The organism is Mesobacillus maritimus (genome assembly GCF_019749255.1).
Taxonomy (GTDB): Bacteria; Bacillota; Bacilli; order Bacillales; family Cytobacillaceae; genus Mesobacillus_B; species Mesobacillus_B maritimus_A.
In genome coordinates, this window is record NZ_JACWFH010000035.1 from 73227 (window position 1) to 98229 (window position 25003).

26 protein-coding genes, 1 tRNA gene and 1 riboswitch are annotated in these 25003 nt (G+C 38.7%); of the genes, 19 read left to right on the plus strand and 8 right to left on the minus strand.

Annotated elements, in window-relative coordinates:
- The first annotated feature begins 13 nt into the window (after positions 1-13).
- The 3 genes from H0185_RS21300 (at position 14) to glnA (ending at position 3237) form a co-directional block, all read left to right on the plus strand.
- Entirely contained in the window at positions 14-1285 is a 1272-nt protein-coding gene (locus H0185_RS21300) for a methionine gamma-lyase family protein (RefSeq protein ID WP_221875514.1), read from the plus strand.
- Positions 1286-1463: 178 nt separating this feature from the next.
- Complete coding sequence (locus H0185_RS21305) at positions 1464-1865, plus strand: MerR family transcriptional regulator (protein WP_221875515.1); 402 nt, start codon at positions 1464-1466, stop codon at positions 1863-1865.
- Positions 1866-1902: 37 nt separating this feature from the next.
- On the plus strand, positions 1903-3237 hold the full coding sequence (gene glnA / locus H0185_RS21310) for a type I glutamate--ammonia ligase (protein WP_221875516.1): 1335 nt from the start codon (positions 1903-1905) through the stop codon (positions 3235-3237).
- Between the two features lie 292 nt (positions 3238-3529).
- Here the strand turns inward: glnA and lexA are convergent, their stop codons facing one another.
- Complete coding sequence (lexA, locus tag H0185_RS21315) at positions 3530-4153, minus strand: transcriptional repressor LexA (RefSeq protein ID WP_221875517.1); 624 nt, start codon at positions 4151-4153, stop codon at positions 3530-3532.
- A gap of 156 nt (positions 4154-4309) precedes the next feature.
- Between lexA and yneA the strand changes: the two genes are divergently transcribed.
- From yneA to tkt, 4 genes are all read left to right on the plus strand, one after another.
- On the plus strand, positions 4310-4630 hold the full coding sequence (gene yneA, locus H0185_RS21320; protein ID WP_221875518.1) for a cell division suppressor protein YneA: 321 nt from the start codon (positions 4310-4312) through the stop codon (positions 4628-4630).
- A 10-nt stretch (positions 4631-4640) separates the two neighbouring features.
- Positions 4641-5306 (plus strand): YneB family resolvase-like protein, encoded by a 666-nt coding sequence (locus H0185_RS21325; RefSeq protein WP_221875519.1) that lies wholly within the window; start codon positions 4641-4643, stop codon positions 5304-5306.
- A gap of 185 nt (positions 5307-5491) precedes the next feature.
- Entirely contained in the window at positions 5492-5731 is a 240-nt protein-coding gene (locus H0185_RS21330) for a DUF896 domain-containing protein (RefSeq protein WP_221875520.1), read from the plus strand.
- A gap of 186 nt (positions 5732-5917) precedes the next feature.
- Positions 5918-7924 carry a transketolase gene (gene tkt / locus H0185_RS21335; RefSeq protein WP_221875521.1) on the plus strand — a complete coding sequence of 669 codons (2007 nt, stop codon included), beginning with the start codon at positions 5918-5920 and terminating at the stop codon, positions 7922-7924.
- 154 nt (positions 7925-8078) lie between these two features.
- Here the strand turns inward: tkt and H0185_RS21340 are convergent, their stop codons facing one another.
- Positions 8079-9098: a DUF3231 family protein gene (locus tag H0185_RS21340; protein WP_221875522.1), complete on the minus strand. Its 1020-nt coding sequence runs from the start codon at positions 9096-9098 to the stop codon at positions 8079-8081.
- A gap of 253 nt (positions 9099-9351) precedes the next feature.
- On the opposite strand from H0185_RS21340, the gene sirA reads away from it, so the two are divergent.
- The 5 genes from sirA to H0185_RS21365 all read left to right on the plus strand — a co-directional run bounded on the left by sirA (position 9352) and on the right by H0185_RS21365 (position 14677).
- Positions 9352-9795, plus strand: coding sequence for a sporulation inhibitor of replication protein SirA (gene sirA / locus H0185_RS21345; protein WP_221875523.1), 444 nt, complete (start codon positions 9352-9354; stop codon positions 9793-9795).
- An 87-nt stretch (positions 9796-9882) separates the two neighbouring features.
- Complete coding sequence (locus H0185_RS21350) at positions 9883-10098, plus strand: YneF family protein (protein ID WP_221875524.1); 216 nt, start codon at positions 9883-9885, stop codon at positions 10096-10098.
- Between the two features lie 216 nt (positions 10099-10314).
- Complete coding sequence (locus H0185_RS21355; protein WP_221875525.1) at positions 10315-10830, plus strand: hypothetical protein; 516 nt, start codon at positions 10315-10317, stop codon at positions 10828-10830.
- 298 nt (positions 10831-11128) lie between these two features.
- Positions 11129-12877, plus strand: coding sequence for an ABC transporter transmembrane domain-containing protein (locus H0185_RS21360; protein ID WP_221875526.1), 1749 nt, complete (start codon positions 11129-11131; stop codon positions 12875-12877).
- 3 nt (positions 12878-12880) lie between these two features.
- Entirely contained in the window at positions 12881-14677 is a 1797-nt protein-coding gene (locus H0185_RS21365) for an ABC transporter ATP-binding protein (protein WP_221875527.1), read from the plus strand.
- Positions 14678-14792: 115 nt separating this feature from the next.
- On the opposite strand, the gene H0185_RS21370 is transcribed toward H0185_RS21365, so the two are convergent.
- A complete protein-coding gene (locus tag H0185_RS21370; protein ID WP_221875528.1) occupies positions 14793-14963 on the minus strand; it encodes an aspartyl-phosphate phosphatase Spo0E family protein in 171 nt (56 codons plus the stop codon).
- A gap of 246 nt (positions 14964-15209) precedes the next feature.
- On the opposite strand from H0185_RS21370, the gene H0185_RS21375 reads away from it, so the two are divergent.
- Both H0185_RS21375 and H0185_RS21380 read left to right on the plus strand, forming a co-directional pair.
- Positions 15210-15917 (plus strand): cytochrome c biogenesis CcdA family protein, encoded by a 708-nt coding sequence (locus tag H0185_RS21375; RefSeq protein WP_221875529.1) that lies wholly within the window; start codon positions 15210-15212, stop codon positions 15915-15917.
- Between the two features lie 109 nt (positions 15918-16026).
- A complete protein-coding gene (locus tag H0185_RS21380; protein ID WP_221875530.1) occupies positions 16027-16515 on the plus strand; it encodes a CcdC family protein in 489 nt (162 codons plus the stop codon).
- 220 nt (positions 16516-16735) lie between these two features.
- Here the strand turns inward: H0185_RS21380 and H0185_RS21385 are convergent, their stop codons facing one another.
- The 3 genes from H0185_RS21385 to H0185_RS21395 all read right to left on the minus strand — a co-directional run bounded on the left by H0185_RS21385 (position 16736) and on the right by H0185_RS21395 (position 18107).
- Positions 16736-17050 carry a DMT family transporter gene (locus H0185_RS21385; protein WP_246629342.1) on the minus strand — a complete coding sequence of 105 codons (315 nt, stop codon included), beginning with the start codon at positions 17048-17050 and terminating at the stop codon, positions 16736-16738.
- Positions 17050-17391, minus strand: a complete 342-nt coding sequence (locus H0185_RS21390) for a DMT family transporter (RefSeq protein ID WP_221875531.1) — start codon at positions 17389-17391, stop codon at positions 17050-17052. The genes H0185_RS21385 and H0185_RS21390 overlap by 1 nt, the downstream gene beginning before the upstream one ends.
- A 75-nt stretch (positions 17392-17466) precedes the next feature.
- A riboswitch (guanidine-I (ykkC/yxkD leader) is annotated at positions 17467-17569 on the minus strand.
- 112 nt (positions 17570-17681) lie between these two features.
- Positions 17682-18107, minus strand: coding sequence for a DUF2621 domain-containing protein (locus H0185_RS21395; RefSeq protein ID WP_221875532.1), 426 nt, complete (start codon positions 18105-18107; stop codon positions 17682-17684).
- A gap of 144 nt (positions 18108-18251) precedes the next feature.
- Here H0185_RS21395 and H0185_RS21400 point away from each other — a divergent pair.
- Positions 18252-18348: transfer RNA gene (locus H0185_RS21400), tRNA-Sec, on the plus strand.
- A 637-nt stretch (positions 18349-18985) separates the two neighbouring features.
- Here H0185_RS21400 and H0185_RS21405 read toward each other — a convergent pair.
- A complete protein-coding gene (locus H0185_RS21405; RefSeq protein WP_221875533.1) occupies positions 18986-20473 on the minus strand; it encodes an MFS transporter in 1488 nt (495 codons plus the stop codon).
- Positions 20474-20940: 467 nt separating this feature from the next.
- Between H0185_RS21405 and H0185_RS24580 the strand changes: the two genes are divergently transcribed.
- The 3 genes from H0185_RS24580 (at position 20941) to H0185_RS21420 (ending at position 23307) form a co-directional block, all read left to right on the plus strand.
- Positions 20941-21225, plus strand: coding sequence for an ROK family protein (locus H0185_RS24580; protein ID WP_425515842.1), 285 nt, complete (start codon positions 20941-20943; stop codon positions 21223-21225).
- 537 nt (positions 21226-21762) lie between these two features.
- Positions 21763-22485, plus strand: a complete 723-nt coding sequence (locus H0185_RS21415) for a metallophosphoesterase (RefSeq protein ID WP_221875534.1) — start codon at positions 21763-21765, stop codon at positions 22483-22485.
- 93 nt (positions 22486-22578) lie between these two features.
- Entirely contained in the window at positions 22579-23307 is a 729-nt protein-coding gene (locus H0185_RS21420; RefSeq protein ID WP_221875535.1) for an MOSC domain-containing protein, read from the plus strand.
- A 127-nt stretch (positions 23308-23434) separates the two neighbouring features.
- On the opposite strand, the gene H0185_RS21425 is transcribed toward H0185_RS21420, so the two are convergent.
- Complete coding sequence (locus tag H0185_RS21425) at positions 23435-24304, minus strand: DUF1002 domain-containing protein (protein WP_221875536.1); 870 nt, start codon at positions 24302-24304, stop codon at positions 23435-23437.
- Positions 24305-24743: 439 nt separating this feature from the next.
- Here H0185_RS21425 and H0185_RS21430 point away from each other — a divergent pair, with 439 nt between their 5' ends.
- Entirely contained in the window at positions 24744-24974 is a 231-nt protein-coding gene (locus H0185_RS21430) for a hypothetical protein (protein ID WP_221875537.1), read from the plus strand.
- Positions 24975-25003 lie beyond the last annotated feature (29 nt).

Sequence of the window (25003 nt, forward strand, 5' to 3'; positions counted from 1 at the left end):
GAGAAACCACAACATGTTTACACAATTGAACTCCGGAGCAAAGCTTGAACCACTAGTTCAGCAAATCGAGCAACAAATTGCGGAAGTGCATAAAAAAATCGATGAAATGATTGATACCAATCAGTTTCGTGTGTTGCAAAGTTTTCAAAAATATAGGGTCAGTGATTCTCATTTTATTCCGTCCACTGGGTATGGGTACGATGATATTGGACGTGACACATTAGAGAAAATTTATGCCGATGTATTTGGTGGTGAAGCTGGTTTGGTAAGGCAACAAATCATTTCCGGTACCCATGCCATCTCCATTGCCTTATTTGGAATCCTCCGCCCGGGTGACGAGCTCTTATATATGACGGGGAAGCCTTACGATACGCTAGAAGAAATCGTTGGAATTCGCGGGAGTGGCAATGGGTCGTTAAAAGAGTTCGGCATCTCTTATGATTCTGTCGATTTAACGGCCGATGGCGAAATAGATTGGCAAAACGTTGAAAAAGCAATTAAGCCAAATACAAAAATGATTGGCATCCAGCGTTCAAAAGGGTATGCAACTCGACCTTCCTTCACGACGGCTGAAATTGGTGAGATGGTTCGCTTTGTTAAAGAAATTAAACCAGATGTGGTTGTTTTCGTAGACAATTGTTACGGTGAATTCGTTGAAGCGCAAGAGCCTTGTCATGTCGGGGCTGACCTGATGGCTGGTTCGCTGATTAAAAATCCAGGGGGTGGGTTAGCCAAGACAGGTGGGTATCTTGTCGGAAAAACTGAATTAGTAGAAGCTTGTTCTTACAGAATGACATCACCCGGAATTGGTGCCGAAGCAGGTGCCTCTCTTTACACACTACAGGAGATGTACCAAGGCTTTTTCATAGCGCCGCATATTGTAGGACAAGCATTAAAAGGAGCTGTGTTTACAGCGGCCATCCTGGAGCGCTGTGGGATGAACTCACAGCCGAAATGGAACGCAGAAAGGACGGACCTGATTCAGTCGGTTCAATTTGATGACCGCGACAAAATGGTTGCTTTCTGCCAAGCGATACAGTTCGCTTCTCCAATTAATTCTCATGTTACCCCGTACCCAAGCTATATGCCTGGATACGAAGACGATGTCATTATGGCGGCAGGTACGTTTATCCAAGGTGCAAGTATAGAACTAACCGCAGACGGTCCAACGCGTCCACCGTATGTTGCTTATGTCCAAGGTGGTTTAACGTATTCCCATGTAAAAATGGCCATCTGTCTTGCGCTTGATCGATTAGTTGAAAAAGGAATGGTAATGATTGATTAAAGGATGAAGATTCGTCGATAAGGGATAACTAACGCTACGGACGACCATAGATTGACTTATTTGAAGTTATTTCTAAACGCTTAAGCAAAAACCATGTTAGATTATATAACATACCGTTGACATGTTAACTTACGTTACATATAATAAAATTATCAGAAGGAGAAAGGAGAGAAATCAAATGGGCGGAAGCCAGATTCGCCGGAATATGCCACTGTTTTCGATAGGGATTGTCATGCAGTTGACAGATTTAACAGCACGGCAGATTCGATATTATGAAGAACATGGCTTGATTTCTCCAGCAAGAACAGAAGGCAATAAGCGTCTTTTTTCCTTAAACGATATTGACAAACTGCTTGAAGTCAAGGATTTAATTGACCAAGGTGTCAATCTTGCTGGCATTAAACAAATTTTCAATGTGAAGCAGCAACAAGATGATGTACCAACCGATGAAGAAAACAAAGAAGCTGAAAAAGTTCGCAAAGATCTATCGGATGCTGAGTTGCGTAAGCTTCTTCGCAAAGAGCTACTCAGAGCCGGAAGATTTAATCGGGGCCAGGGCCACCCGCCTAGACTCCAGTAAAATTATGAAAATATGAAAATAGTAGGAGGAAAAAAGAATGGCTAAATTTACTAAAGAAGATATTGTGCGTTTATCTCAAGAGGAAAATGTTAAGTTCATTCGTCTGCAGTTCACTGATATCTTAGGAACAATTAAAAACGTTGAAATTCCAATCAGTCAGCTTGAAAAAGCGTTAGATAACAAAATGATGTTTGATGGCTCTTCCATTGAAGGATTCGTACGAATCGAAGAATCAGATATGTACCTAATTCCTGATTTAGACACATGGGTTGTATTCCCTTGGACTGCTGAAAAAGGAAAAGTAGCTCGTTTGATTTGTGATATTCAGAATCCAGATGGAACTCCATTCCTTGGTGACCCACGTGCAAACCTTAAGCGTGTCTTAAAAGAAATGGAAGAGCTAGGTTTCACAGATTTTAACTTAGGACCAGAGCCAGAATTCTTCCTATTTAAATTGGATGAAAAAGGGGAACCAACTCTAGAGTTAAATGATAATGGTGGATATTTCGACCTTGCTCCAACTGATCTTGGTGAAAACTGCCGTCGTGATATCGTGCTTGAGCTTGAAGAAATGGGCTTTGAAATTGAAGCTTCTCACCATGAAGTAGCTCCTGGACAGCACGAAATCGACTTTAAATATGCAGATGCAATTACAGCTTGTGATAATATCCAAACATTTAAACTAGTTGTAAAGACAATTGCACGTAAGCATGGTCTTCACGCTACATTCATGCCAAAACCATTGTTTGGTGTAAACGGTTCTGGAATGCACATGAATCTATCATTGTTTAAAAATGGCGAAAATGCATTCTATGATCCAAAAGGTGATCTTGAATTAAGTGAAACTGCTAGACAGTTTATTGCTGGTACGATTAAAAATGCAACAGCCTTCACTGCTGTAACAAATCCAACAGTAAACTCTTATAAGCGTTTGGTTCCTGGTTATGAGGCTCCTTGTTATGTTGCATGGTCAGCACAAAACCGTTCACCATTGATTCGTATTCCTGCATCCCGTGGATTGAGCACACGAGTTGAAGTACGTAGCGTAGACCCAGCGGCTAACCCATACCTAGCAATGGCTGTTCTTCTACAAGCTGGACTAGATGGAATCAAGAACAAATTGACTCCTCCAGCACCAGTTGACCGCAACATCTATGTAATGGATAAAGAAGAACGCCAAGAAGCAGGAATCGTTGATCTTCCTTCAAACCTTCATCTTGCCCTAGAAGAGTTGCAAACAAATGAAGTAATCAGTGCTGCATTAGGTGAGCACATCCTTGAACATTTCGTCGAAGCAAAAGAAATCGAGTGGGATATGTTCCGTACGCAAGTCCACCCATGGGAGCGCGAGCAGTACATGAGCATGTACTAATAAATTTGTTACCCCCAAAATCCCTGGCACCTATGGTGTCGGGGGTTTTTTATGTAGGGAATAGAAATATGAAAATGGTCAAGCTGGTTCGTGCAGCGATCCATTAAGAGGGGAAAAACAGAACACGGTCACGGTGGTTCGTTCAGTGTTTCCTCTTCAAGAGAATAAACTAAAAGTGGTCAGCTTAGCCGCTCCAAATCCCATAATCCTATTCTACTATCCATCCCCATCAAAAAGAGCTTGTCCCATTTTAACCAAAAGGTAGTGGGGCAAGCTCTTTTTGATAGATCAATCAATGCATATGACGGTAAACGCCAATTACTTTTCCAAGGATAGAAACATTTCTAAGCATAATGGGTTCCATGGTTGGATTCTCTGGCTGTAAGCGGATGAAGTCTTTTTCTTTAAAGAAACGTTTAACAGTTGCTTCATCTTCTTCTGTCATAGCTACGACAATTTCTCCATTATTGGCAGTTTGCTGCTGTTTAACAATGACATAATCACCATCAAGAATACCAGCATCAATCATACTGTCACCCATGACTTCAAGCATAAACACTTGTTCTTCGGAAGGGACAAGTGTATCTGGAAGTGGGAAGTATTCTTCAACATTTTCAATAGCAGTGATTGGTTGACCTGCTGTAACTCTTCCGACAACAGGGACATTTACAACACTGTATTTTGGAGTAGGTATATCTTGGTCGATTTCAAGGATTTCAATTGCACGTGGCTTAGTAGGATCCCGGCGAATTAATCCCTTGCTTTCTAGACGGGCCAGATGGCCGTGAACAGTTGAGCTAGATGCTAAGCCTACTGCCTCGCCAATTTCACGAACGGATGGTGGGTAGCCTTTTTTTCTAACTTCATCCTTGATGAAACTAAGGATGTCTTGCTGCCTTTTTGATAATTTTGTCATTTTCACGCACCTCGTCTTTTTTATCTGTTCTTATTATAACACGTATGTTCGTATGGTACAAACATAAGTTCGAACATTTTTGTTGACAAGAAACAAATGTTCGCATTATAATCAAATCAAATAAACGAACATACATTCTGAAATGAGGTGTGAATAATGAAAAAGATATGGCGAAACAACTCTTATACCATTTTATTAATCGCAACGAGTCTCATACTTTCATTGATATTAGCTAGTGGGCTTAAATTAGAGGATGAAAAATACATAAAAGTAACAGTAAAATCAGGGGAATCACTTTGGGAGATGGCCGAGGATTTTTCAGATAATCATAATCTATCTAAACATGAATTTGTTGCATGGGTTGAGAGAAAGAATGGAATTTCAGATGGTAAAATCTATGTAGGGGAGGAATTAGTCCTACCGGTCACCCCCGCACCAAACGATGCAGAGCAATACGCTGGGATTGATCTAGAATAGGGTGAAAAAAATGAAAGCAGTTATTTACTGTAGAGTTAGTACCAAAAAAGATACACAAGAATCTTCGCTAGTAAGACAAGAAGAAGAATTACTGGGTTTAGCCTTAAGTAAAGGGTTGGAAGTTTTCACCGTTATAAAAGAACAGGCTAGTGGCTATGACCTAGAAAGAGATGGGATATTAGAACTCCTTACAACGATAAAGGAGGAAAAGATAGATGCTGTACTCATTCAAGACGAAACACGCTTGGGCAGAGGAAATGCTAAGATTGCCCTCCTTCATTGCATAGTGAAAGAAGGTGCTAAATTATATAGCATCTCTCACCATGGAGAGCTTCAGCTTTCTGATTCAGATACAATGGTTTTGCAGATTGTAGGTATGGTCGAAGAGTACCAAAGAAAACTACATAATATTAAAATCAAACGTGGGATGAATCGAGCAATTAAAAGGGGATATCAGCCTGAGAGAAATTTAAAAAATCAAGGAGAAAACTCTGGGCGTGAGCGCAAAGATGCACCAATTACTGAAATCGTAAGGTTGCGCCAGAATGGTCTAACTTTCGCGGATATTGCAGCAACGCTAAGAGGGTTTGGATATCAAGTATCAAAAGCTACCGTTCACCGACGTTATCAAGAATATATGGATTCAAAAGCGTTGGATGATGAACAATCCCAATAACTTGTAATTGGTAGATGTTTATCTTTTAATTTGATGTTGGTCGTTGAATCGCTTTTCTCTTACTATAATCATTTTCAAAATGAACGTGATCCATCTATAGAGAGTTTTGTGCTCTATTCTTGTAAAAAAGACCCTTTTCACGTAAAATAGCTTCTATGTTAATTTCTTAATAAAGGAGCTTTTTAATGCTTTCTAAAGATAAACTAGCAAGAATTAATGAATTAGCGAGAAAAGCCAAGACTTCTCGTTTAACAGAAAAAGAGGCGAAAGAACAATCTGCACTACGAGCAGAATATCTCCAGACTTTTAGAGCTTCTATGGTCAACACATTAAAAGGTGTCACTATTGTTGATCCCCTTGGAAATGATGTTACACCAAAGAAGTTAAAGGAAGAACAAGCTCGGGATAAGAAAAAGCTACATTAAATGAATTTCAAAAGCCGTGGTCATGACCTTGGCTTTTTTATGCATTTACATAGTAGTTCACCTTTTTGGGATAATAAAAAGGGTTAAAGAAGATTTTTGCATTTTTTTGTAGACAATTGTTGAATAAAAAAAGCAGTACCTATAATATTAAGGTTGTATGTAGTTTAAATAGAAAGGATGTATCTAATGTTCGATAAAATCGATACTCTATCCATCGACTCGATTCGTACTCTATCGATTGATGCAATTGAAAAAGCTAATTCTGGGCATCCAGGTATGCCGATGGGGGCAGCCCCAATGGCGTATACTCTATGGACTCGCTTCATGAATCATAATCCAAAAAATCCTGATTGGTTGAACCGTGACCGTTTTGTTTTGTCTGCTGGACATGGCTCGATGTTGCTTTATAGCTTACTCCACCTTTCCGGTTATGGACTGCCAATGGAGGAAATTAAGCAATTCCGTCAATGGGGAAGTAAAACCCCTGGTCATCCTGAATATGGACACACAGTTGGGGTAGAAGCAACAACTGGACCACTAGGACAAGGTGTCGCTATGGCAGTAGGTATGGCTATGGCAGAACGTCATTTAGCGGCAGTTTATAACAAAGATCAATACGAAATTGTAAACCACTTTACATATAGCATCTGTGGAGACGGCGATTTAATGGAAGGCGTTTCAGCCGAAGCCTCTTCACTAGCGGCTCATCTAAAGCTTGGGCGTTTAGTTGTTTTATATGATTCAAATGATATATCACTTGACGGAGATTTAGATAAATCTTTCTCTGAAAGTATAGAAGGTCGCTATAAGGCTTATGGCTGGCAATATATCCGTGTTGAAGACGGAAACAATTTAGAAGAGATTGCAAAAGCACTAGAAGAAGCGAAAAGTGATTTAGAACGTCCAACAATGATCGAAGTGAAAACCGTCATCGGGTATGGTTCTCCGAACTTATCTGGTAAGTCAGATGTACACGGTGCTCCATTAGGTGCAGATGAGTTAAAGCTTACTAAAGAAGCGTATAAATGGACATTTGAAGAAGATTTCCATGTACCTGAAGAAGTTTATCAAAACTTCGAAAAGCAGATTGTAGAAAAGGGACAATCTACCGAACAAGAGTGGAATGAACTTTTTGAAAAGTATAAGGCTGAATATCCTGAACTCGCAGCACAACTTGAGGCAGCGACTAAAGGAGAGCTTCCACAAGGTTGGGAAAATTCTCTTCCTGTATATGAAGAAGGAAAGAGTCTTGCTAGCCGTGCTTCCTCAGGAGAAGCTCTAAATGCTGTTGCAAATTCTGTTCCTTTCTTTATCGGTGGTTCGGCTGACTTGGCAGGTTCCAACAAAACCATGGTCAAAGGTTCAGGAGATTTCTTCCCTGGCTCATTTGAAGGTCGTAATATCTGGTTTGGCGTTCGGGAATTTGCAATGGGTGCCGCAATGAATGGAATGGCATTGCATGGAGGATTAAAAGTATTTGGTGGAACATTCTTTGTCTTCTCTGATTACCTTCGTCCTGCAATTCGTTTGGCAGCACTAATGGGACTTCCAGTAACCTATGTGTTTACGCATGACAGTATCGCAGTTGGAGAAGATGGCCCAACACATGAACCAGTTGAGCAATTAGCAGCACTACGTGCGATGCCAAATCTAGGTGTTATCCGTCCTGCAGATGGAAACGAAACAGCTGCAGCTTGGAGAGTAGCTGTAGAATCCAAGGATAAGCCGACCGCACTAGTGTTAACCCGTCAGAACTTACCTACAATTAAAGATACTGATAAGAATGCATATGACGGTGTATCTCGTGGTGCGTATGTAATTTCACCAGCTGGAAATGATAACCCTGATGCGTTATTGCTTGCTTCTGGATCTGAAGTTGGCCTTGCAGTAAAAGCTCAAGAAGCTCTTGCTTCAGAAGGAATTCAGGTTTCTGTTATCAGCATGCCATCATGGGATCGTTTCGAACAACAATCTAAGGAATACAAAGAATCTGTGATTCCGAAATCTGTTAAGAAACGTCTTGGAATTGAGATGGGTACATCATTAGGATGGCACCGTTATGTTGGAGATGAGGGAGAGGTCCTTGCTATCGACCAATTCGGAGCATCAGCACCTGGTGAAAAAATCATGCAGGAATATGGTTTTACAGTTGAAAATGTTGTATCCCGTGTGAAAGCTCTTATTCAAAACTAATCATCATAGAATCGAATAAGCGGCTTGTTCATGATAGATGCCCTTGTATCTGAACAATAAAAAAGGAATGGAGACAAAGTCTTCATTCCTTTTTTATGTCTTAAGGGATAAAAAAACCCTCGTAAAGAGGGAGTTTTGAAAGCGATATAAAATATTATTCTGGTAAAGGTTCGCCTTTTATTAACCCATCACGGTCATCCGTTTGTGGGGGTTCTTCCATCCAGCCTTTTTTTATCATTAGGTTTGCGCAATCCTCAGCGTAAAGAGTGACTTCGGGGACCAAGGAAGCATAACGTGCCCCAATATCCCTTCTCGGACTAGCTGCCATCGCAGCACCATAGTTTCCAACCCCTGCCGCTATCATTCCAGATACATGAAATACAATTAGCTTATCTGAAAATACCTTCGCAGTAGTATCTGTAATGGCTGTATCCCAGCCCATAGGAGCTGGTAGGTCTTCCTCTAAAAGGTACTTGCTAAAGATTTCCACATGTTTTTGCGCCATCTTTTTTCCTCTTAATAGCAACTGTTTTACTTCTTCTTTTTCAGCAACCTGAGCTAAACCAGTAATTAAGGTCTTTCCAATATAATTCGTTTGGATATTAAGAAACAGATGAGTAATTTCGACTGAGGAAAGGGAGCGCTTCTTTCCGAAAAAACCAGTTAAAAATTGCTGTTTTTCTACAAAATCAACCTTATCAGGAATGGAGATAAAGGGAGGACGAATATAAGTACCTTGCTCTAACATGAGGTCCCTTGTCCTATCTTGTAATTCTACACTTTTTTTCAAAACGACTTTATGTATCTCGACAACATCTCTTCTAGTGACTACACCTAACATCGCACTGCTCGCGGCCATGGTAAGGATGGACAGATGACGTAAATACATCAACATAAATGTATCAGAAAAAAGCTTCGGAGCTTTAATGTTAACATCCTCATCCGTAAATCCAACCGGAATGGGAAAGTGGTCTTTTTTAAATATATTGCCTATCATGGTTAAGTTCTGATTGGCAGTATTCAAAGTAAATTCAATCACAGGGCGAACTTTCTCGTCGCTCACGTTTTCGAGAAAATAACTAGTTATACACTTCACTAATGTGTCGTTAATGTATTGGGTCCATAATCCTGACATCTCTGCAGCTGTTAAGCGAATATTTGTTTTATCTTCCATCTTCAATCATTCCGTTTCTATAGAGAAATCAAGTTGTAATTTCAATAACCTTGGTGATAGATAGTATTCCCTTTTTATGTCTTGTCATGTGAAGAAAGGACTTTTTTTAATAAAAGGATTGGATAGTATTATACATTTAGGGTAAATTTTCGAATCTGACAAAAAAAGTGCCTTTTCGCAACACCTTTAGACAAATACGAAAGCATTATTTTTCTATAATGGAATAAAGCCTGTCTAAAGAGGAGGGGATCGGATGAGGTCCTATCAACTTTATTTAATTAAAGATGAAATCGCTAGCCATTATGTTGGTCGTGAAAGAATGTTCTATCAATTATTTAAGGAACACAGCTCTGCAAATAGTGAACTGCATTCAATCATCTCAAGGCAAATTGAGTATCTGACTAAACCATTACCTGTACTACGAATCCATCAATTGCTTTATCAGCAGCTTTCAAAACATACTGGGTTTAAGGCAGAACAAGGAATGTACTATCTTCGAACGAATAAAATACAAAGTAGCGCCGCATTAAAAGTATTGAATGATCGAACTCTCTTGGTAGAATCCGAAGGAAGTCTGGAAGCAGAAACAATTTTCTTTGAAGTCCTTCGTAAAATTGAAACCTCTTTCATGGCTGTTGATATCGGCAGCAACCGATATGGGTGGTTGAAGCCTATCAAAGAAAGAAAATTTGTCTAAAACAGAGAAAAATGCTCGCGAATATTGTATAATTACGTTTGGTCGAGTACACTGTATGGTAGACAACATGAAGGAGGAAAAAAGATTATGTGGACTTACGTTCTAGTAGGTATACTAGCTTTAGCTGCTGGTGTAGCACTAGGATTTTTCATTGCTCGTAAGTATATGATGGACTACTTGAAGAAAAATCCGCCAATTAATGAACAAATGCTAAAAGTCATGATGATGCAGATGGGACAAAAACCATCTCAGAAGAAGATCAATCAAATGATGTCAGCAATGAATAAACAGCAAGGTAAATAAAATGAGCACTACTACTGAAGTAGGTTACATTTGCTAGAGGTAAAAGCTAGCACACATGAAAAACCACTTTTTCTTTGAAATGACAAAGAAAAGTGGTTTTTCACGTTTACTGAAGAAGTTTTGGGATAATTGAAAATTCTTCTACACCTAAATATCATGGTTTAGGTACATATTAAAAAAAGTATAGAAACAAAACAAACAAGAGGAGACTTTTACATGAAAAAAGCATTATTTCTTATCCTATCTGCACTTTTAGTATTGTCAGCTTGTGGAACGAAAGAAGCTGGTGAAGAGCAGTCTGCACCGGAAGGCAATCAGGCAGCTGAAACAGAAAAGAATTCTGAGAAAGACAAGAACACTGAAGAACAAAGTGTACGAACTCCAACGGAAGAAGATAAAAAATACACTGAATTACTACTTGCGAGAGACTATGATACGGTAATCAAAGAAACGGTTGCCTTTGATTCTGATTCTCAGAAAGACTTTTACAATTTGGCTTCTGCATTAAAAAAGCATGATGAAATGCAATCAAAATCCTATGTAGATGAAAGTACAAATGAGAAAAACTACACTGATATGATCAGCGATTATAAAGTAATCATTCGGTATATAGACAAGGCAGAGTATATCCCTGAAGAAATGAAAACTGAAATCGAAGAAATGAAAAAAGAGGCAGAAGAGAAAGCCGCTCAAAACCAGGAGGAGTTAGATAAACAAACTCAAGCAAAATAAGCGTAAGTTTAACCAAAGCTCCTAGAACTAAACAGTGTAGTGTGTGACCATAATAAGTAAACCGTAATCCTCCTCCATTAATAGGAAAAGGATTACTCTCATATAGTACTCCTAAATAACTGCTCCCATTTTGTTGATAGCTAACAATTGGGGCAGTTTTTTTATTGAGCTACTCTTATCCAAATGGATTTAAAGAGTCTAATGATTAAAATTATTGCGGAAACATTAATCTTCCTTATTTTGTGAACATTTGATAAAATAGTGAGGCTTAAGAGTAACGTGCTTGGAGGATAAGACAATGAAAGCATTTCTAGATTTAATGTGGTACTTTAAAGCAGAAAAAAAAGCGTATTTAATTGGAATTCTTATGCTTCTTTTTGTTGCTTTTCTACAGCTAGTTCCACCTCGGGTAATTGGAATGGTTGTAGACGAGATTGAGACGGGGACGCTGACAAGACAGGGACTTTTTCAATGGGTTCTAATCCTGATTGTGGCTGGAGTAGGGATGTATGTGCTTCGCTATTTCTGGAGAATTATGATTTTTGGTTCGTCTGTAAAGCTAGCCAAGCTTTTACGTAATCGGCTCTATGAGCATTTTACCAGGATGTCGCCAAATTTCTATCAAAAACGGAGAACTGGAGATTTAATGGCTCATGCTACAAATGACCTACAAGCTATCCAACAAACGGCTGGGGTAGGGGTACTTACGTTGGTCGACTCCCTTGCTACCGGTGGGTTTGTTGTGATTGCGATGGCCACCACCATCAGTTGGAAACTGACGTTGATTTGTCTTTTGCCAATGCCCTTAATGGCCATTCTCACTGGGTGGTACGGACAAATGCTTCATTCGCGGTTCCATAAGGCCCAAGAGGCATTTTCAACCTTGAATGATAAGTCCCAAGAAAGTATAACGGGGATTAAAGTCATTAAAACCTTTGGTCAGGAAAAAGAAGATATAGAAGATTTCCGTAGACAATCAGAGGATGTTGTAAAGAAAAATATTTCTGTTGCAAAGATTGATGCCTTATTTGATCCAACCATTTCTTTAATCGTCGGGATTTCCTTCTTTTTATCCATTGCCTTTGGTTCAAGGTTCGTCCTAAATGGGGAAATGACGATTGGGAGCCTGGTATCCTTTACCACCTATTTAGGGCTTTTAATTTGGCCGATGCTAGCCTTTGGTCACTTGTTCAACATTGTCGAACGCGGGCGGGCTTCACTTGACCGAGTTAATTCCTTATTAGGTGAAAAGGTAGAGATTCGCGATCAAAAGGGTGCAATTCAAATGGTTCCTAAAGGAGATATTGTCTATAAAATAGATAGATTTGCTTACCCAGGGGAACAAAAGCCTCAGTTAAAAGAGATTGATTTTACATTACATCAAGGCCAAACCTTAGGGATTGTCGGTAAAACAGGGGCGGGGAAGACTTCGCTTCTAAAGGTCCTCATTCGTGAATTTGAAGGCTATGATGGAAGTATTTCCATTGGGGGACAAATGCTGACAGATTATCAACTAGATAAATTAAGGGAAGCGGTTGGCTATGTTCCTCAAGATCATTTTTTATTTTCAGCCACAGTTGCTGAAAATATTGCCTTTGCTGAACCCAATGCCCCTCGTGAACAAATCTATGAGGCGGCTCGAATTGCACGTATTCATGAAGATATCCTTGATTTTACCAATGGCTATGAAACGGTTGTTGGGGAGCGAGGTGTTTCCTTGTCAGGGGGACAGAAACAACGGATATCGATTGCCCGGGCAATCTTAATGAACCCAGAGATTTTAATTTTAGATGATTCTCTTTCCGCAGTTGATGCGAAGACAGAAGAAGAAATTTTAGGAGCATTGAAAGACAATCGGGAAGGAAAGACAACTTTGATTACCGCACATCGCCTAAGCGCGATTGAACATGCGGATTTAATTCTCGTTTTAGACGAAGGCGAGATTGTTGAACGCGGCACTCATGAGCAGTTAATGGAACACGAGGGCTGGTACAAGGATATGTATTTGCGCCAACAGCTAGAAGAGATTGTCGAGTTAGGGGGGTAACGTATGGAGGAGAAACTAACACCGTTAGACTCGAAACAACAACGAACAGTGTTAAAAAGATTATTGGTTTATACTAGGCCGCATATTAAAGCAATATTACTTGCATTTGGGTTTTTATTGCTGACGACGGTTGGGGATGTCATTGGACCCATTTTAATCAAAATATTCATTGATGATTATTTAACAATAGGACATTTTCCATATGAGCCCTTGCTGATGCTCGGGATCGCTTATATGGGAATTCAAATTATGAACGTGTTTGTATCGTATTATCAACTTTATAAATTTCAAGAGGTTGCTCTTAAAATTATTCAGCAGCTACGGGTTGATGTGTTTACGAAGGTACAATCCCTTGGATTACGATATTTCGATAGAACCCCGGCAGGGTCAATTGTTTCAAGAGTAACAAATGATACTGAAGCGATTAAGGATATGTTCGTTTTTGTCATTGCCACCTTTATCCAGAGTGGGTTCTTACTAGTAGGAATCCTGGTTGCCATGTTTGTGTTAAATGTAAAATTGGCTCTTTTCTGTTTGATTGTTATGCCGTTTATTATGATGATCATGGTGATTTACAGAAAACTTAGCTCGAAATTTTACTTAGATATGCGTGAGCGTCTTAGTCAGCTTAATGCGAAACTTAGCGAATCGTTGCAGGGAATGTCGATCATTCAAGTATTCCGTCAGGAAAAACGCCTTCGAGGTGAATTCGGGGAAATCAATGATAAACACTATCAGGCAGGCATGCGTAATATAAAAGCAGACGGACTATTATTACGACCAGCGATTGATCTTGTTTATATCCTCGCACTTATTATTGTTTTAAGCTATTTTGGGATTAGTTCGTTTGAAAATCCAGTTGAAATTGGTGTACTTTATGCGTTTATCAATTATCTAGATCGATTCTTTGAGCCGGTAAACCAAATTATGCAGCGGTTGTCGATGTATCAGCAGGCCATTGTTGCTGCTTCAAGAGTATTTAAGCTACTAGACGACAAAGATATCGCACCAGAACAGCCTGTTGTGAGCGATAAAAAAGTTGTAGATGGGAAAATTGAGGTTCGTAATTTGAGCTTTTCTTATGATGGTAAACGTGATGTTTTGAAGAACATTGAATTTACGGCATTGCCGGGTCAAACAGTTGCCCTTGTCGGTCACACAGGTAGTGGCAAAAGCTCAATTATTAATCTCTTGATGCGCTTTTATGAGTACAACCGTGGCGAAATCATCATTGATGGAGTATCCATTAAGGATTACCCAATAAATGAGCTTAGAGACCGTATGGGGCTCGTTCTTCAGGACCCGTTCCTCTTCTTTGGAAGCGTGAAAGATAATATTCGTCTTCACAACGAGGGAATTACGGATGAGGAAATTGAAGAAGCGGCAAAATTTGTTCAGGCGGACGCATTTGTAAATAAGCTTGAGGAAGGCTTTGACCATCAGGTGGTCGAACGGGGAGCGACGTTCTCAAGTGGTCAGAGACAGTTGATAGCTTTTGCTAGAACAATCGCAACCAATCCGAAGATATTAATCTTAGATGAAGCAACTGCAAATATTGATACAGAAACTGAGGAAGCAATTCAAACAGCTCTTGCAAAAATGCGCAAGGGGCGAACGACGATTGCGATTGCTCATCGTCTATCAACCATTCAAGATGCTGATTTAATTCTAGTCCTTCATCAAGGGGAAATCGTAGAGCGGGGAACCCATCAAGAGCTTCTCAACCTAAAAGGGCTATACCATAAGATGTATTTGCTCCAAAATGGTTCTGTTGAAAGATTAGAGGATGTGGTGAGTTAACTTTGCATGCTCTAATCATATGCGATCAACTTTATTGGAAAAAGAGACAAAGTTTGATCGGGAGCCTGAAGAAAAAAATAAAACAGCTGGTTGCCTTCTTGGCTTTCAGCTGTTTTTAATAGGTTTTACTTGTTTGAGTGTATTTTCGGTTGTAGGTATTTAGTAAATGGTCAAGTTCTTGGCTATAGCGGATCGCTGCAGAGGAGGTTAATCCATTGGTAGACGCTATTTGGATGAGTTCGGAGCGTTTCTTTTCAATGAGTCTAACTAGTTCGTTTTTTGACATTGAGTTTCCTTTCCAATAATAGTAACTATTATCTGTAAATCTATTGAAAAAAATTCAAGAAATTTCAAGGCACGAAATCTAGTATAATTCAAAATAGCCTAGAATTCAAAGGGAATCATTCGACGAATTGCGAGAGATTCTGAGGTTTGCAACGTTACTAAATTGTTCACAGTCCATTTCGTATCTTTTATGGAGTGGATTTGTTAGAATGAAAACGAATTGATGTAAAACAGGAGATGTTTATTAATGACGGATGTTAACGTTCTTCTAGCATTTGGGGCTGGATTCTTAAGCTTCATATCACCGTGCTGCCTTCCCCTCTATCCCGCGTTTCTATCGTATATCACGGGGATGTCAGTAGGGGAGATTAAGAGTGATAATGCGATGCTGCAAAGGCGGAGCATGCTCCATACACTGTTTTTTCTTGTTGGTTTTTCCATTATTTTTATTGCCCTTGGCTTTGCCACTTCATTTATCGGGCAGATCTTCAGTCAGTACAATGATTTAATTCGACAAATTGGTGCGATATTCATTGTACTATTTGGCTTAATGGTGGTCGGAATCTTTCAACCAAAATGGCTAATGAAAGACCGGAAATTTGAATTTAAAAACCGTCCTGCAGGTTATTTTGGTACGGTGCTCATTGGAATGGCGTTTGCAGCTGGGTGGACTCCATGTACTGGCCCTATCCTTGCGTCCGTTATTTTGCTTGCAGGTTCTAATCCAGGATCGGGAATGCTTTATATGATCGCTTATATTCTAGGATTTGCGATTCCATTCTTCATCCTTAGCTTTTTCGTTGGCAAAATGCAATGGATTCGAAAAAACAATGTGAAAATCATGAAAATTGGTGGCTACATCATGATCCTGATGGGGGTTGTCCTTTATTTTGATTGGATGACTCGAATTATTGCTTTCCTATCCCCACTCTTTGGAGGCTTTCAAGGTCTATAAGTTTACCGTTCGAACAATGAGAGGAAAGTATATATGATTTTACTTTGTTAAAATCAAAACGAAATTACTGTATAATGACAATGTAAACCTACTTAAAAGGATGAAACATATGGACTATTTATTACTCTCGACAATAGGTGCAATTGGGATGGGGACTCTTGCACTGTTCGTGCGTATGAAGGCAGCGAAAAGACCAACATCAGCGAAAAAAATCATTCTGCCCCCAGTATTTATGAGTACGGGAGCGTTAATGTTTTTGTTTCCCATGTTTCGAGTGGAGTTCCTACAAGTGGTCGAGGCATTGGCCATAGGGATGCTATTTTCAATCTTGCTGATTAGAACGTCTAAGTTTGAAATTAAAGATAACGAAATTTATTTAAAACGCTCAAAGGCGTTCATGTATATCTTAGTAGGGCTTTTATTGGTTCGACTGGTTGCTAAGATTATTTTAAGCGCAACAATCGATGTCGGTGAGCTAGGAGGAATGTTCTGGATCCTTGCGTTTGGAATGATTGTTCCATGGCGTGTAGCGATGCTCATTGAGTATAAAAAGCTTCTTCGTGAGTTAAACGGACAGATTAAGCCAACGACAGTCTAATTAGAATAAGTTGATGAATAGACGTGTGAACTTGGTTCACACGTCTTTTTATGGGAGTAAGAGTAATTGCCTGGTGAGCATGGAAAGGTGGGTACAACGGGAAAATAGAGGGAGTTAATTGCCCGAAAAGAAGGGAGTTCCTAGACGATTGAATATGAAAACAATCTAACTACTACTATAACCTTCAGCTATAATCATGCTCAATCGTCCAGCCCCTAAATTAAGAAACTAGCTTTAACCCAACTGCAGCACTCAACACTATCGCAATAAATAATATCCGTTTCCAATCTTTTGATTCCCCGTAAAATAACATACCAATCACAGCTCCTCCTGAGGCACCTATTCCTGTCCAAATCGCATAGGCTGTTCCCATAGGTAAGGTTTCCATTGCAAGGGATAGGAAGGAAAAGCTTGCACCAAAGGCGAGAATTAGCAGTAGGAGAGAACGCAGTTTACGATCATGGGTATATTGATTCATCATCGCAACCCCTGCCATTTCACATAAACCTGCAATCACTAACGAGACCCATGCCATTATGCCTTCACCTCCTCAGAAACTTTTTCATCTGTAACCAGCTTTAAGCCAATTACTCCTACAAGTAAAAGAAGAATCAAGAGGATTTTCGCAAGCTTGAAAGGTTCTCCGAAAAAGAGGAGATCTGCAGCAGTTGTCCCCGCAGTCCCTAAGCCAACAAAAACGGCATATACAGTTCCGACAGGAAGTCCCCGGCCGGCAATGATTAATCCGTAAAAGCTTACAATAATAGCAATAATGGTGCCGCCCCATTCCAAAGCATTATCGGCATGCTTTAACCCAATAACCCAAAAGACCTCAAACAGGGCCGCAATAATTACGATGATCCAGTTGCGATTCATGAAGACTCACTCCTTATATTTAATAGGTTACCCGTAAAATAAAAAAACCGAGAGAACTGTTAGGATAGGTAACAGATCTCCCGGGCTTTTATCCCTCCGTGGCACAGATAAATACTGTGTGTTTTCTCTCGGACCAGACCAAGCATGGTGCGCCTGCGGAACCCTAGAAAACATTTACTATGCAATTAGATAACATTATACAAGTTTTTGAGCAGCTTTTATAGACATATGACTTAAAAAAATCCCTTAAAGTTTCAGGGCAAAATAAAAACTGTCTCGACTGAGACAGCTTAAAATAAATGTTCATAAGGTTGGATATTAATTTTGTTCTCAGACAACTTTTGTCGTAAAAATTTATGATCACGTTTTGGTGTCGCCATGATATAACCACGGATGACTAGGTCCTGGGTAATTCTTGAAACCTTTTCCTTTAGAGCTAACTCGCCAATTTTTCCTGCGATTTTTTGACGTGCCACATCGCGAAATAGTTCCGGAACTGGGCTCACTAGATCTTCAAGAAATTCCTTTTGATCATCAGGCCAGAGATGCTTCGTTTCGTTCACATAATGCTCTTCCCAATCCATATCGGATTTACCGTCTTCCTTAGGAAGTTTTTTCAAGAACTTCCGAAACATAAAAAACCCACCAATTGCCATTAACCCGACCATCACAACCGACCAAAATACGATAAACCACATAAACCATCCGTCTAGCATCTTAAATCCCCTTCATTCACTAAATCTCGTTATTTTTATTATAGTATCAGCATAGTGAATAAGACAAGTGAGGGATTCTTTGGCAAATGAGTCAAGAAGGTTGAAAAAATATGAATGGCGAATTATAATAGAACTTGTCACTACGGGGCTGGATGGGGTACTGGTGTCCTCCACGGTCTTCAAAACCGCTTGTGACCTGCGTGCCAGGTCAGGTGGGTTCGATTCCCACGCGGTCCCGCCAACCATCAGGTTTCTTACATATTGGTCATTTATATGCCCAAACGGATTTTTATACTTTTTTAGCGATTCAGTTGTAGACCGTTTGCATAATATTTAGTTTGTAGCCTTCTACTAAAACATTGTAGGAGGTTTTTTGATGCCAAAAACAAAATTCTCAAAGGTTAGATTTATACGAGAAACTGAGTAAATGTATCTAAAGATTAGAGAAGAATTTTTATTTACCACTATGCTTGATATGTTCTTAACGATAAAAGCCATAGGATGGCTTTCTAAAAGAATGATACATCATTATCATGTATACTTTAATTACTTCATGAATTATTCGGGAGGATATAGCAAATCATGATATTAATAAAAGACTTCTTAAAAGCTATAATTCCTATATGTTACATGATTAGTGATTAAGTCCAGTTCCTGCTAATGTAAGGATAAAAACAATAAGAGATTCTTAAGATATTGCGATTTAAATGGATATATAGATGATTCCATACTTGAACTTTAAACCAGTAAAAATAGGGTACTGACGACGATTCTGTTGCCGCTGGGTTAAAGGAGTAGTAGAACAACGAAAAAACAGCACAGTCCTTGTGCTGTTTTTCGTGTTTCAATTCATTTTTAATAGTCTATCTGAGTGTTGCTTAGGCACGAGAAGCATCAAGTTTTTTATTGATATCTTCGACGTCTTTATCTGAAAGTGGGTAAAGAGCAATGATAATCATTGAAACGATAGCAAGCGCAATTGGAATCCAGATAGCTGTTAAATTGATACCGGCAAGGGCACCTGCTGTTTGCTTCACTGCATTTCCATCGAAACCAGATGCAGCAAGTACCCATAAAGGAATGGCACCGCCTAGTGTAAACCCAACTTTGAAGAAGAGACCCATGATGGCGTTAATGATAGCAGCGTTACGTTTGCCGGACTTCATTTCACCATAAGAGACAACTTCAGGAACGAGTGCCCACATGAAACCAGTTGCTGAAGTGAGACCCCATTGTTTGATAAAGGTTGCTACATAAGCAAGGGCAAGTGAATCGTGCATGCCTTCTAACGACCATACCCAAGTAAGGAGTTCACCTATAATAAACATACCAAGGAAGAGATAGAAGAATCCTTTTTTACCAAAGATATGCTTGATTTTTGGCCAGAAGACTGGGAAAAGTATACCAGGAATAGAAGCGATAAGACCTATCGCACCCATCCACTCTGAATGGTTGACCACGTATTGGTTAAAGAAACCGTTTACGGTGTTCATGAAGAACATGAAAGTGAAAGCAAGCATAAAGAACAGACCAAGAATAACGAGTGGCTTATTATTCTTCATTTCAACGAACAGGTCGGAAGCTTTTACTTTTGCAGTTTGTTCCGCAGTTGCGACTACTGTTTCTCTTGTAAGGCGGTAGCAAAGGAACAACGCGACTGCACCAATAACCATGTAAACCATGAAAACCCAAAACCAGGCGTTACCTGCTGATTCATCGGTATAAGTACCCATGTTGAGTTGAAGACCGAAGAACCCTGTGTCTTTAAGTTCGCGGTCTTTTGGTGATGCCATTTGGACAAAAATTGGGAACAGTGTATAAACCATTAGGTTAGCAACGTTTGACAGCATCATACGAGTAGTTGTGATTTTGTCTACTGATCGAGGGTTCCGTGTTAGTGATGCATTCAGAGAACCATAAGGAATGTTAACCAGTGAATAAACTAAGTCAAGCAGCAAATAAGTGATAAAGGCTACTGCGACTGAACCGCGAATGGCTGGAATTGGAACAAATAGCATCGCTGATAAAATGAGAAGTGGAATACCTGCATACAGAAGCCAAGGACGATATTTACCACTCTTAAATGTTCGTTTATCGACATACGTACCAACCATCGGATCCCAGACAACGTTGACGATCCGGACAAACAAAAAGATAAAGCCAGCAGCTGCTGTACCAATGGCATTAACTGTAGTCAGGTAGAGTGCCAGGAATCCTCCGACTGTACCAAATACAAGGTTCTGGGCAAAGTCCCCAAGACCGTAACCGATACGTTCAGCAAGGCCGACCTCGCGATACTCGTCATTTTTAATGTCTTTGTTAGAATTATTGTCCATTTCTGGAATTGTTGACTTCATTAAAGCCATGTTACTATCTCCTTTTCGGTTAAATTCTTATCCGATTTATCCGCTTACATAAATAAGTTTGGTGAAACGTTATCCGCTTACATAATTGATAAATAAAAAAAGCGCTTACTTAGTTTATCTGAATGATCTAATTTTGTGGATATTGTAAAATAACTTTCAATCATACTATTAAAAATTTAGGTTCCTTCAAAAGGTAAATATGTTGAGTTTCTCTTTATGTTGAGCCTTTTTTCACCTCTTTAACTAGTAATATCATAGTGAAACCATTTACATTTTTACGAAAAAATAAAACAGATTATTAATTTTGTTTGTTTACTGAATAAACTAAGTTTGTGAATTTATACTAGCACATATTTTTTAAGAGAACAATATACAAATTAATAAATTTTTTCGATATAATAAAATTCAGATAAAGGGATCGGTACTTTGTTTAAAGGAATCTTTCTAGGATAAAAGAGGGAAGGGAAATAACACTTGAACAAGTCCATAAGATTTTAGAAAACGATTGGGATATATTGTTGGAAATAGAGAAATTTGGTTATTTTTTAGGGGTTGGTTTACCAAATATTTTCAATACGTTTAACCCCGATTCGATTATCTTGAGAAGTGACTTGATTGAGTCTAATCCCATTATTTTAAAGTCCATAAAGAAGGCGGTTACAAAGAGGGAATCGAGGTATATTTCGCTAAAGGATGAGATATTCATCTCCCAACTCAACAAATATGCTGGGCCCTCGGAGCTGCATCGTTAAGCATAACCAATTTCCTTCAAGACCCAAGGGACTTCAAATTTAATTAGATCTTTTCCCCATAGATAAGATTATCCGGTTTTTCAATAGTGTTTGCTATTTAATAGTTGTAATAAGTAAAAAGGACCTTGGAATCTTAAGCCTCCAAGGTATTTTTTATTAAGGAAGACTAGTTGTGACTCACTTTTAGACAATTAATAAAAATCAATATGATGGTTCTGGTTCAAAAATTCCTTTAGCTAATACATATAATAATCCGCAGGGAAAATAAGCGGGATAACAAGGGAAGAGCGAATTCTGTTCTCTGTTGATTATTGGCTTACGTTTACTACAAGTGCCGATCGATTCGTGGGAGGAACAGCAATCAGGCCATGAAAGTCTGTATAGTTTTTATTTGGAATCTTTCGAAATTAATACAATGTTAGGCATAATAGGGTTTATTATAGAGTAAGAGTTACTAATCTATCAGAGACAAGATTGAAAGTACCTTAATGAGCTCAGTTATGTCGAAAGTATTCATAGGGCAGGTGAAAAGAAAAAATGAGAAAAATCGCGATCTCGGATATTCATGGTTGTTCTGTAGAACTAGACATACTGTTAAAGAAGACAAACGCTCAACCAGAAGAAGTTATTTTTCTTGGAGACTATGTAGATTCGGGACCTGATAGCATAGGAGTGTTGGATACAGTAATCGAATGGTGTAGACAAGGTGCAAGGGCTTTACTAGGAAACCATGACGACTTATTTATACAATGGCTTGAAGATAAGGAAAATATTCTTTATTATGCTGGCAGGAATGGTGGACTGGCTACGATAAATAGTTGCTTAAATCGACTAGGGATAAATAGGGTAGATATTTCTCAATTACTTAGTGACGTAATAAAAGAAAATCAAATAAGAAAAATGATTTTAGATCGTTTTTATTCGCAAGTTTCCTTTATAAAATCACTCCCATACGTTGAAGTGGACTCAAATCTAATTTTTGTTCATGCTGGAGTTAATCCGATACACGGCCTGAAAAAAACAACCAAATTAGAGTTTCTCCATCTTCGTGATGAATTTATTTATCACTACAATCAGCCTGAGACTGTTATCTTCGGACATACACCCACAAGAAAAATACATAATCAAGACAATGTTTACTTTGGTAAGAACCGGATTATCGGTATTGATGGTGGCTGTGCCTTCGATGGTCAACTCAATGCATTAATCATTGAAAATGGTATGTTTCATACAATGTCAGTAGTAAAAAACGGAAAATAATCTGTCAGTCAGAACATGATAGTTTAGAAGTATCCTAAACTGAAAGATTAGTTATATATCCTGCAAGTTAAATTGATGTTGGAGTGATTTAAAATGTTGATTGGTCATATTAAAGAACTTGTTCGTCACCCAGTAAAATCTCTTCGCGGAGAAAGTGTAGAAAAGTCCAAAATAATGGAATATGGGTTATATGGAGATCGTAGCCATGCTTATATAGACGAGACAAATCATGGGAAGTTCTTAACCATCACCCAATTTAAAGAAATGGTTCAATATCAAGCGAGGTTTATAGGTGAAGATTCATTAGACGAATATCCAAAAGTCGAGGTCATGACGCCTGAGGGGAAAGTTTTCAATTGGCAAGATGAAGAATTAATTAAAGAGATGGAAAATAAGTCGAAACGCAAAATTTCTACTAAGGAATATTCTCCATCGCTTGTGCCTATTGGACCCATTGAAGTAGAACATATTCTCCTTGCGACAGACGCTTCATTGGATTACTTGGAAGAATTATGGGGTGGAAAAGAGATTGATGTTCGACGTTTTCGACCTAATTTATTCATTTCATTAATAGACAAAGTGCCGTTTAGTGAAGAAAAATGGATGGGTCGACGAATTAAAATAGGCAGTGAAGTTGAAATTCAATTAGTAGCTCACTGCGAAAGGTGTATGATTATTACCGTTAATCCAGACAATGCAGAACTAGATTCGAGTTTACTTAAAACGGTTGTTAAAGAAAGAAAAAGTAATTTTGGTGTTTATGCTTCAGTCATCAGAACTGGTGAAATTCAGGTGGGCGATGAAGTTCTTCTTCTAGATTGAAACTTGTACATTAATGCACTTTTTAGACCGTACTTCTTTAATTAGCGTACAAATAAGAGGACCCTTCGAATTGAAGGGTCCTCTTATTGTTTACTTTACTTTGAGAATGCTAGCCTCGGTAAGGCTCTTAACTAAATAGGGCTTTTATGGCATCGAATAAGGAAATAAAGAATTGCTTAAGCTTCTCAAGAAAGTTCTGTCCTTCTTCGGATTGTAGGTATTTTGAAATTTTATCTTTAGCCTGGTTCAGTTGCTCTCCCACTTGGTTCCAATCTATGTTTAACTCTTTCAGTTTGTTAAACACGTCCATTAACAGTTGGATTTGTTCCTCTGTTAAGGTAATTCCCAACTCTTTTGCAGCTTGCAGAATAATATCACGTAACTCTGCATCAGTTTCAGGGGAGTTTGCGGCTATTTTTTCTTTAATTTTAGCAAATAATGCAGATGCATTTTCTGCTCCAATTTGATCCCCTAATTTAGCTGTTTGAATCATTTCTTCGTTAGCAGCCTTCTTCACATCTTCAGGAATCTTTTCTCCTGTTGAAATTTCATATGCTTTAATCAATCCTGTAAGTGCGGCGGTACCTGAAACGCTAAACGGAGCGGTTACCTCAACATGAGCATCTTTTACTCCTGCTGTTATTAGTGCGTTTAAATACATTTCATCCGTCACCCAATTAATATTGTGGGTGGTAACGTTTAATCCACTTCCAGCTTCGGTATAAGTGATAGAAGAAGACGAAATGGCTCTTGTGCCAATGGTTGCCTTAGGGAGTAGATTACCAAGGTAGTTATGTTCTTCTTGGTTCGAAACGGTAATAACTTGAGTGGAATCTGTTGCTTCTAATTCAGATAAAATTTGCTTTTTTTGTTCCTCTGATAAATTCTCTCCAAGGGTGATAATTTTGTCCCCTTCGGCAACATCAGCAAAAGTGATAGATGAAAAAGTAAACATCATGACAAGAAGAGAGAGAAAGAGAATTGAGATTTTCTTCATAGGTATTCCTCCAGTTCGAATATGAAATAAATGTTTGAGTATTGACACTCATTTTTCTATTTAATCTAAAGCTGTATTCGGATCGATTGCTGTTAAAATCCTAAAGTCGATTTTAACACAAGATAAAAGATTTTGTACGTTATCGTAAATTTGCAAGCTAGGTTCTTATAGTAAAAAAGTATTTTGTAGTGGAACAGAGCAAAATTATATTTATTTTATGCTCAGTAGCTAATTGATCTGAGAATAGTACCTTAGCAAATAAAGAAGGCCTTGTTTTGCCATGGGAAAGCATAATTGGTTAATAATAGTTTGGAAGGAAGCACAAGGTGTGTCTCCATAAAAAAACCCCCATAAAGAATAGAACGTTAACGAATGATATTCAGTAGTCATCATTTCAATTGGTTATGGTGAGATAGAAAAATGGAAAAGGTGTTGTGTTATGAATAAATTCCGAGTTTGTTATATTTTGGATGATAAGGTGAAAACAGAAAATATTGTGAAAGATTTAAATATACAAGCAGGACAAATATTTGAGGAATTGGTAAAGAAAATTGCGACATCAAACTTTTTAAAGATACGTTCGGAACAGGGGTTGGATCGCCTTGATACATCGCGTATTCGGTATATCCGTGTTTCTATTTTAAATGAAAAGGAACTTTTAAAAAAATAGATTAAAAGCTATAGAGATTCTGAAGACAG

Coding starts and splice junctions, on each gene's coding strand:
- H0185_RS21360 (WP_221875526.1), top strand. CDS start 11,129: ATGAAAGCATTTCTAGATTTAATGTGGTACTTTAAAGCAGAAAAAAAA.
- H0185_RS21340 (WP_221875522.1), bottom strand. CDS start 9,098: ATGGAAGATAAAACAAATATTCGCTTAACAGCTGCAGAGATGTCAGGA.
- sirA (WP_221875523.1), top strand. CDS start 9,352: ATGAGGTCCTATCAACTTTATTTAATTAAAGATGAAATCGCTAGCCAT.
- H0185_RS21425 (WP_221875536.1), bottom strand. CDS start 24,304: ATGAAGAAAATCTCAATTCTCTTTCTCTCTCTTCTTGTCATGATGTTT.
- H0185_RS21365 (WP_221875527.1), top strand. CDS start 12,881: ATGGAGGAGAAACTAACACCGTTAGACTCGAAACAACAACGAACAGTG.
- H0185_RS21405 (WP_221875533.1), bottom strand. CDS start 20,473: ATGGCTTTAATGAAGTCAACAATTCCAGAAATGGACAATAATTCTAAC.
- H0185_RS21430 (WP_221875537.1), top strand. CDS start 24,744: ATGAATAAATTCCGAGTTTGTTATATTTTGGATGATAAGGTGAAAACA.
- H0185_RS21375 (WP_221875529.1), top strand. CDS start 15,210: ATGACGGATGTTAACGTTCTTCTAGCATTTGGGGCTGGATTCTTAAGC.
- H0185_RS21385 (WP_246629342.1), bottom strand. CDS start 17,050: ATGGCATGGGTCTCGTTAGTGATTGCAGGTTTATGTGAAATGGCAGGG.
- H0185_RS21420 (WP_221875535.1), top strand. CDS start 22,579: ATGTTGATTGGTCATATTAAAGAACTTGTTCGTCACCCAGTAAAATCT.
- H0185_RS21325 (WP_221875519.1), top strand. CDS start 4,641: ATGAAAGCAGTTATTTACTGTAGAGTTAGTACCAAAAAAGATACACAA.
- H0185_RS21355 (WP_221875525.1), top strand. CDS start 10,315: ATGAAAAAAGCATTATTTCTTATCCTATCTGCACTTTTAGTATTGTCA.
- H0185_RS21305 (WP_221875515.1), top strand. CDS start 1,464: ATGGGCGGAAGCCAGATTCGCCGGAATATGCCACTGTTTTCGATAGGG.
- lexA (WP_221875517.1), bottom strand. CDS start 4,153: ATGACAAAATTATCAAAAAGGCAGCAAGACATCCTTAGTTTCATCAAG.
- H0185_RS21330 (WP_221875520.1), top strand. CDS start 5,492: ATGCTTTCTAAAGATAAACTAGCAAGAATTAATGAATTAGCGAGAAAA.
- H0185_RS21300 (WP_221875514.1), top strand. CDS start 14: ATGTTTACACAATTGAACTCCGGAGCAAAGCTTGAACCACTAGTTCAG.
- yneA (WP_221875518.1), top strand. CDS start 4,310: ATGAAAAAGATATGGCGAAACAACTCTTATACCATTTTATTAATCGCA.
- H0185_RS21415 (WP_221875534.1), top strand. CDS start 21,763: ATGAGAAAAATCGCGATCTCGGATATTCATGGTTGTTCTGTAGAACTA.
- H0185_RS21390 (WP_221875531.1), bottom strand. CDS start 17,391: ATGAATCGCAACTGGATCATCGTAATTATTGCGGCCCTGTTTGAGGTC.
- H0185_RS21370 (WP_221875528.1), bottom strand. CDS start 14,963: ATGTCAAAAAACGAACTAGTTAGACTCATTGAAAAGAAACGCTCCGAA.
- H0185_RS21395 (WP_221875532.1), bottom strand. CDS start 18,107: ATGCTAGACGGATGGTTTATGTGGTTTATCGTATTTTGGTCGGTTGTG.
- glnA (WP_221875516.1), top strand. CDS start 1,903: ATGGCTAAATTTACTAAAGAAGATATTGTGCGTTTATCTCAAGAGGAA.
- H0185_RS21380 (WP_221875530.1), top strand. CDS start 16,027: ATGGACTATTTATTACTCTCGACAATAGGTGCAATTGGGATGGGGACT.
- H0185_RS21350 (WP_221875524.1), top strand. CDS start 9,883: ATGTGGACTTACGTTCTAGTAGGTATACTAGCTTTAGCTGCTGGTGTA.
- tkt (WP_221875521.1), top strand. CDS start 5,918: ATGTTCGATAAAATCGATACTCTATCCATCGACTCGATTCGTACTCTA.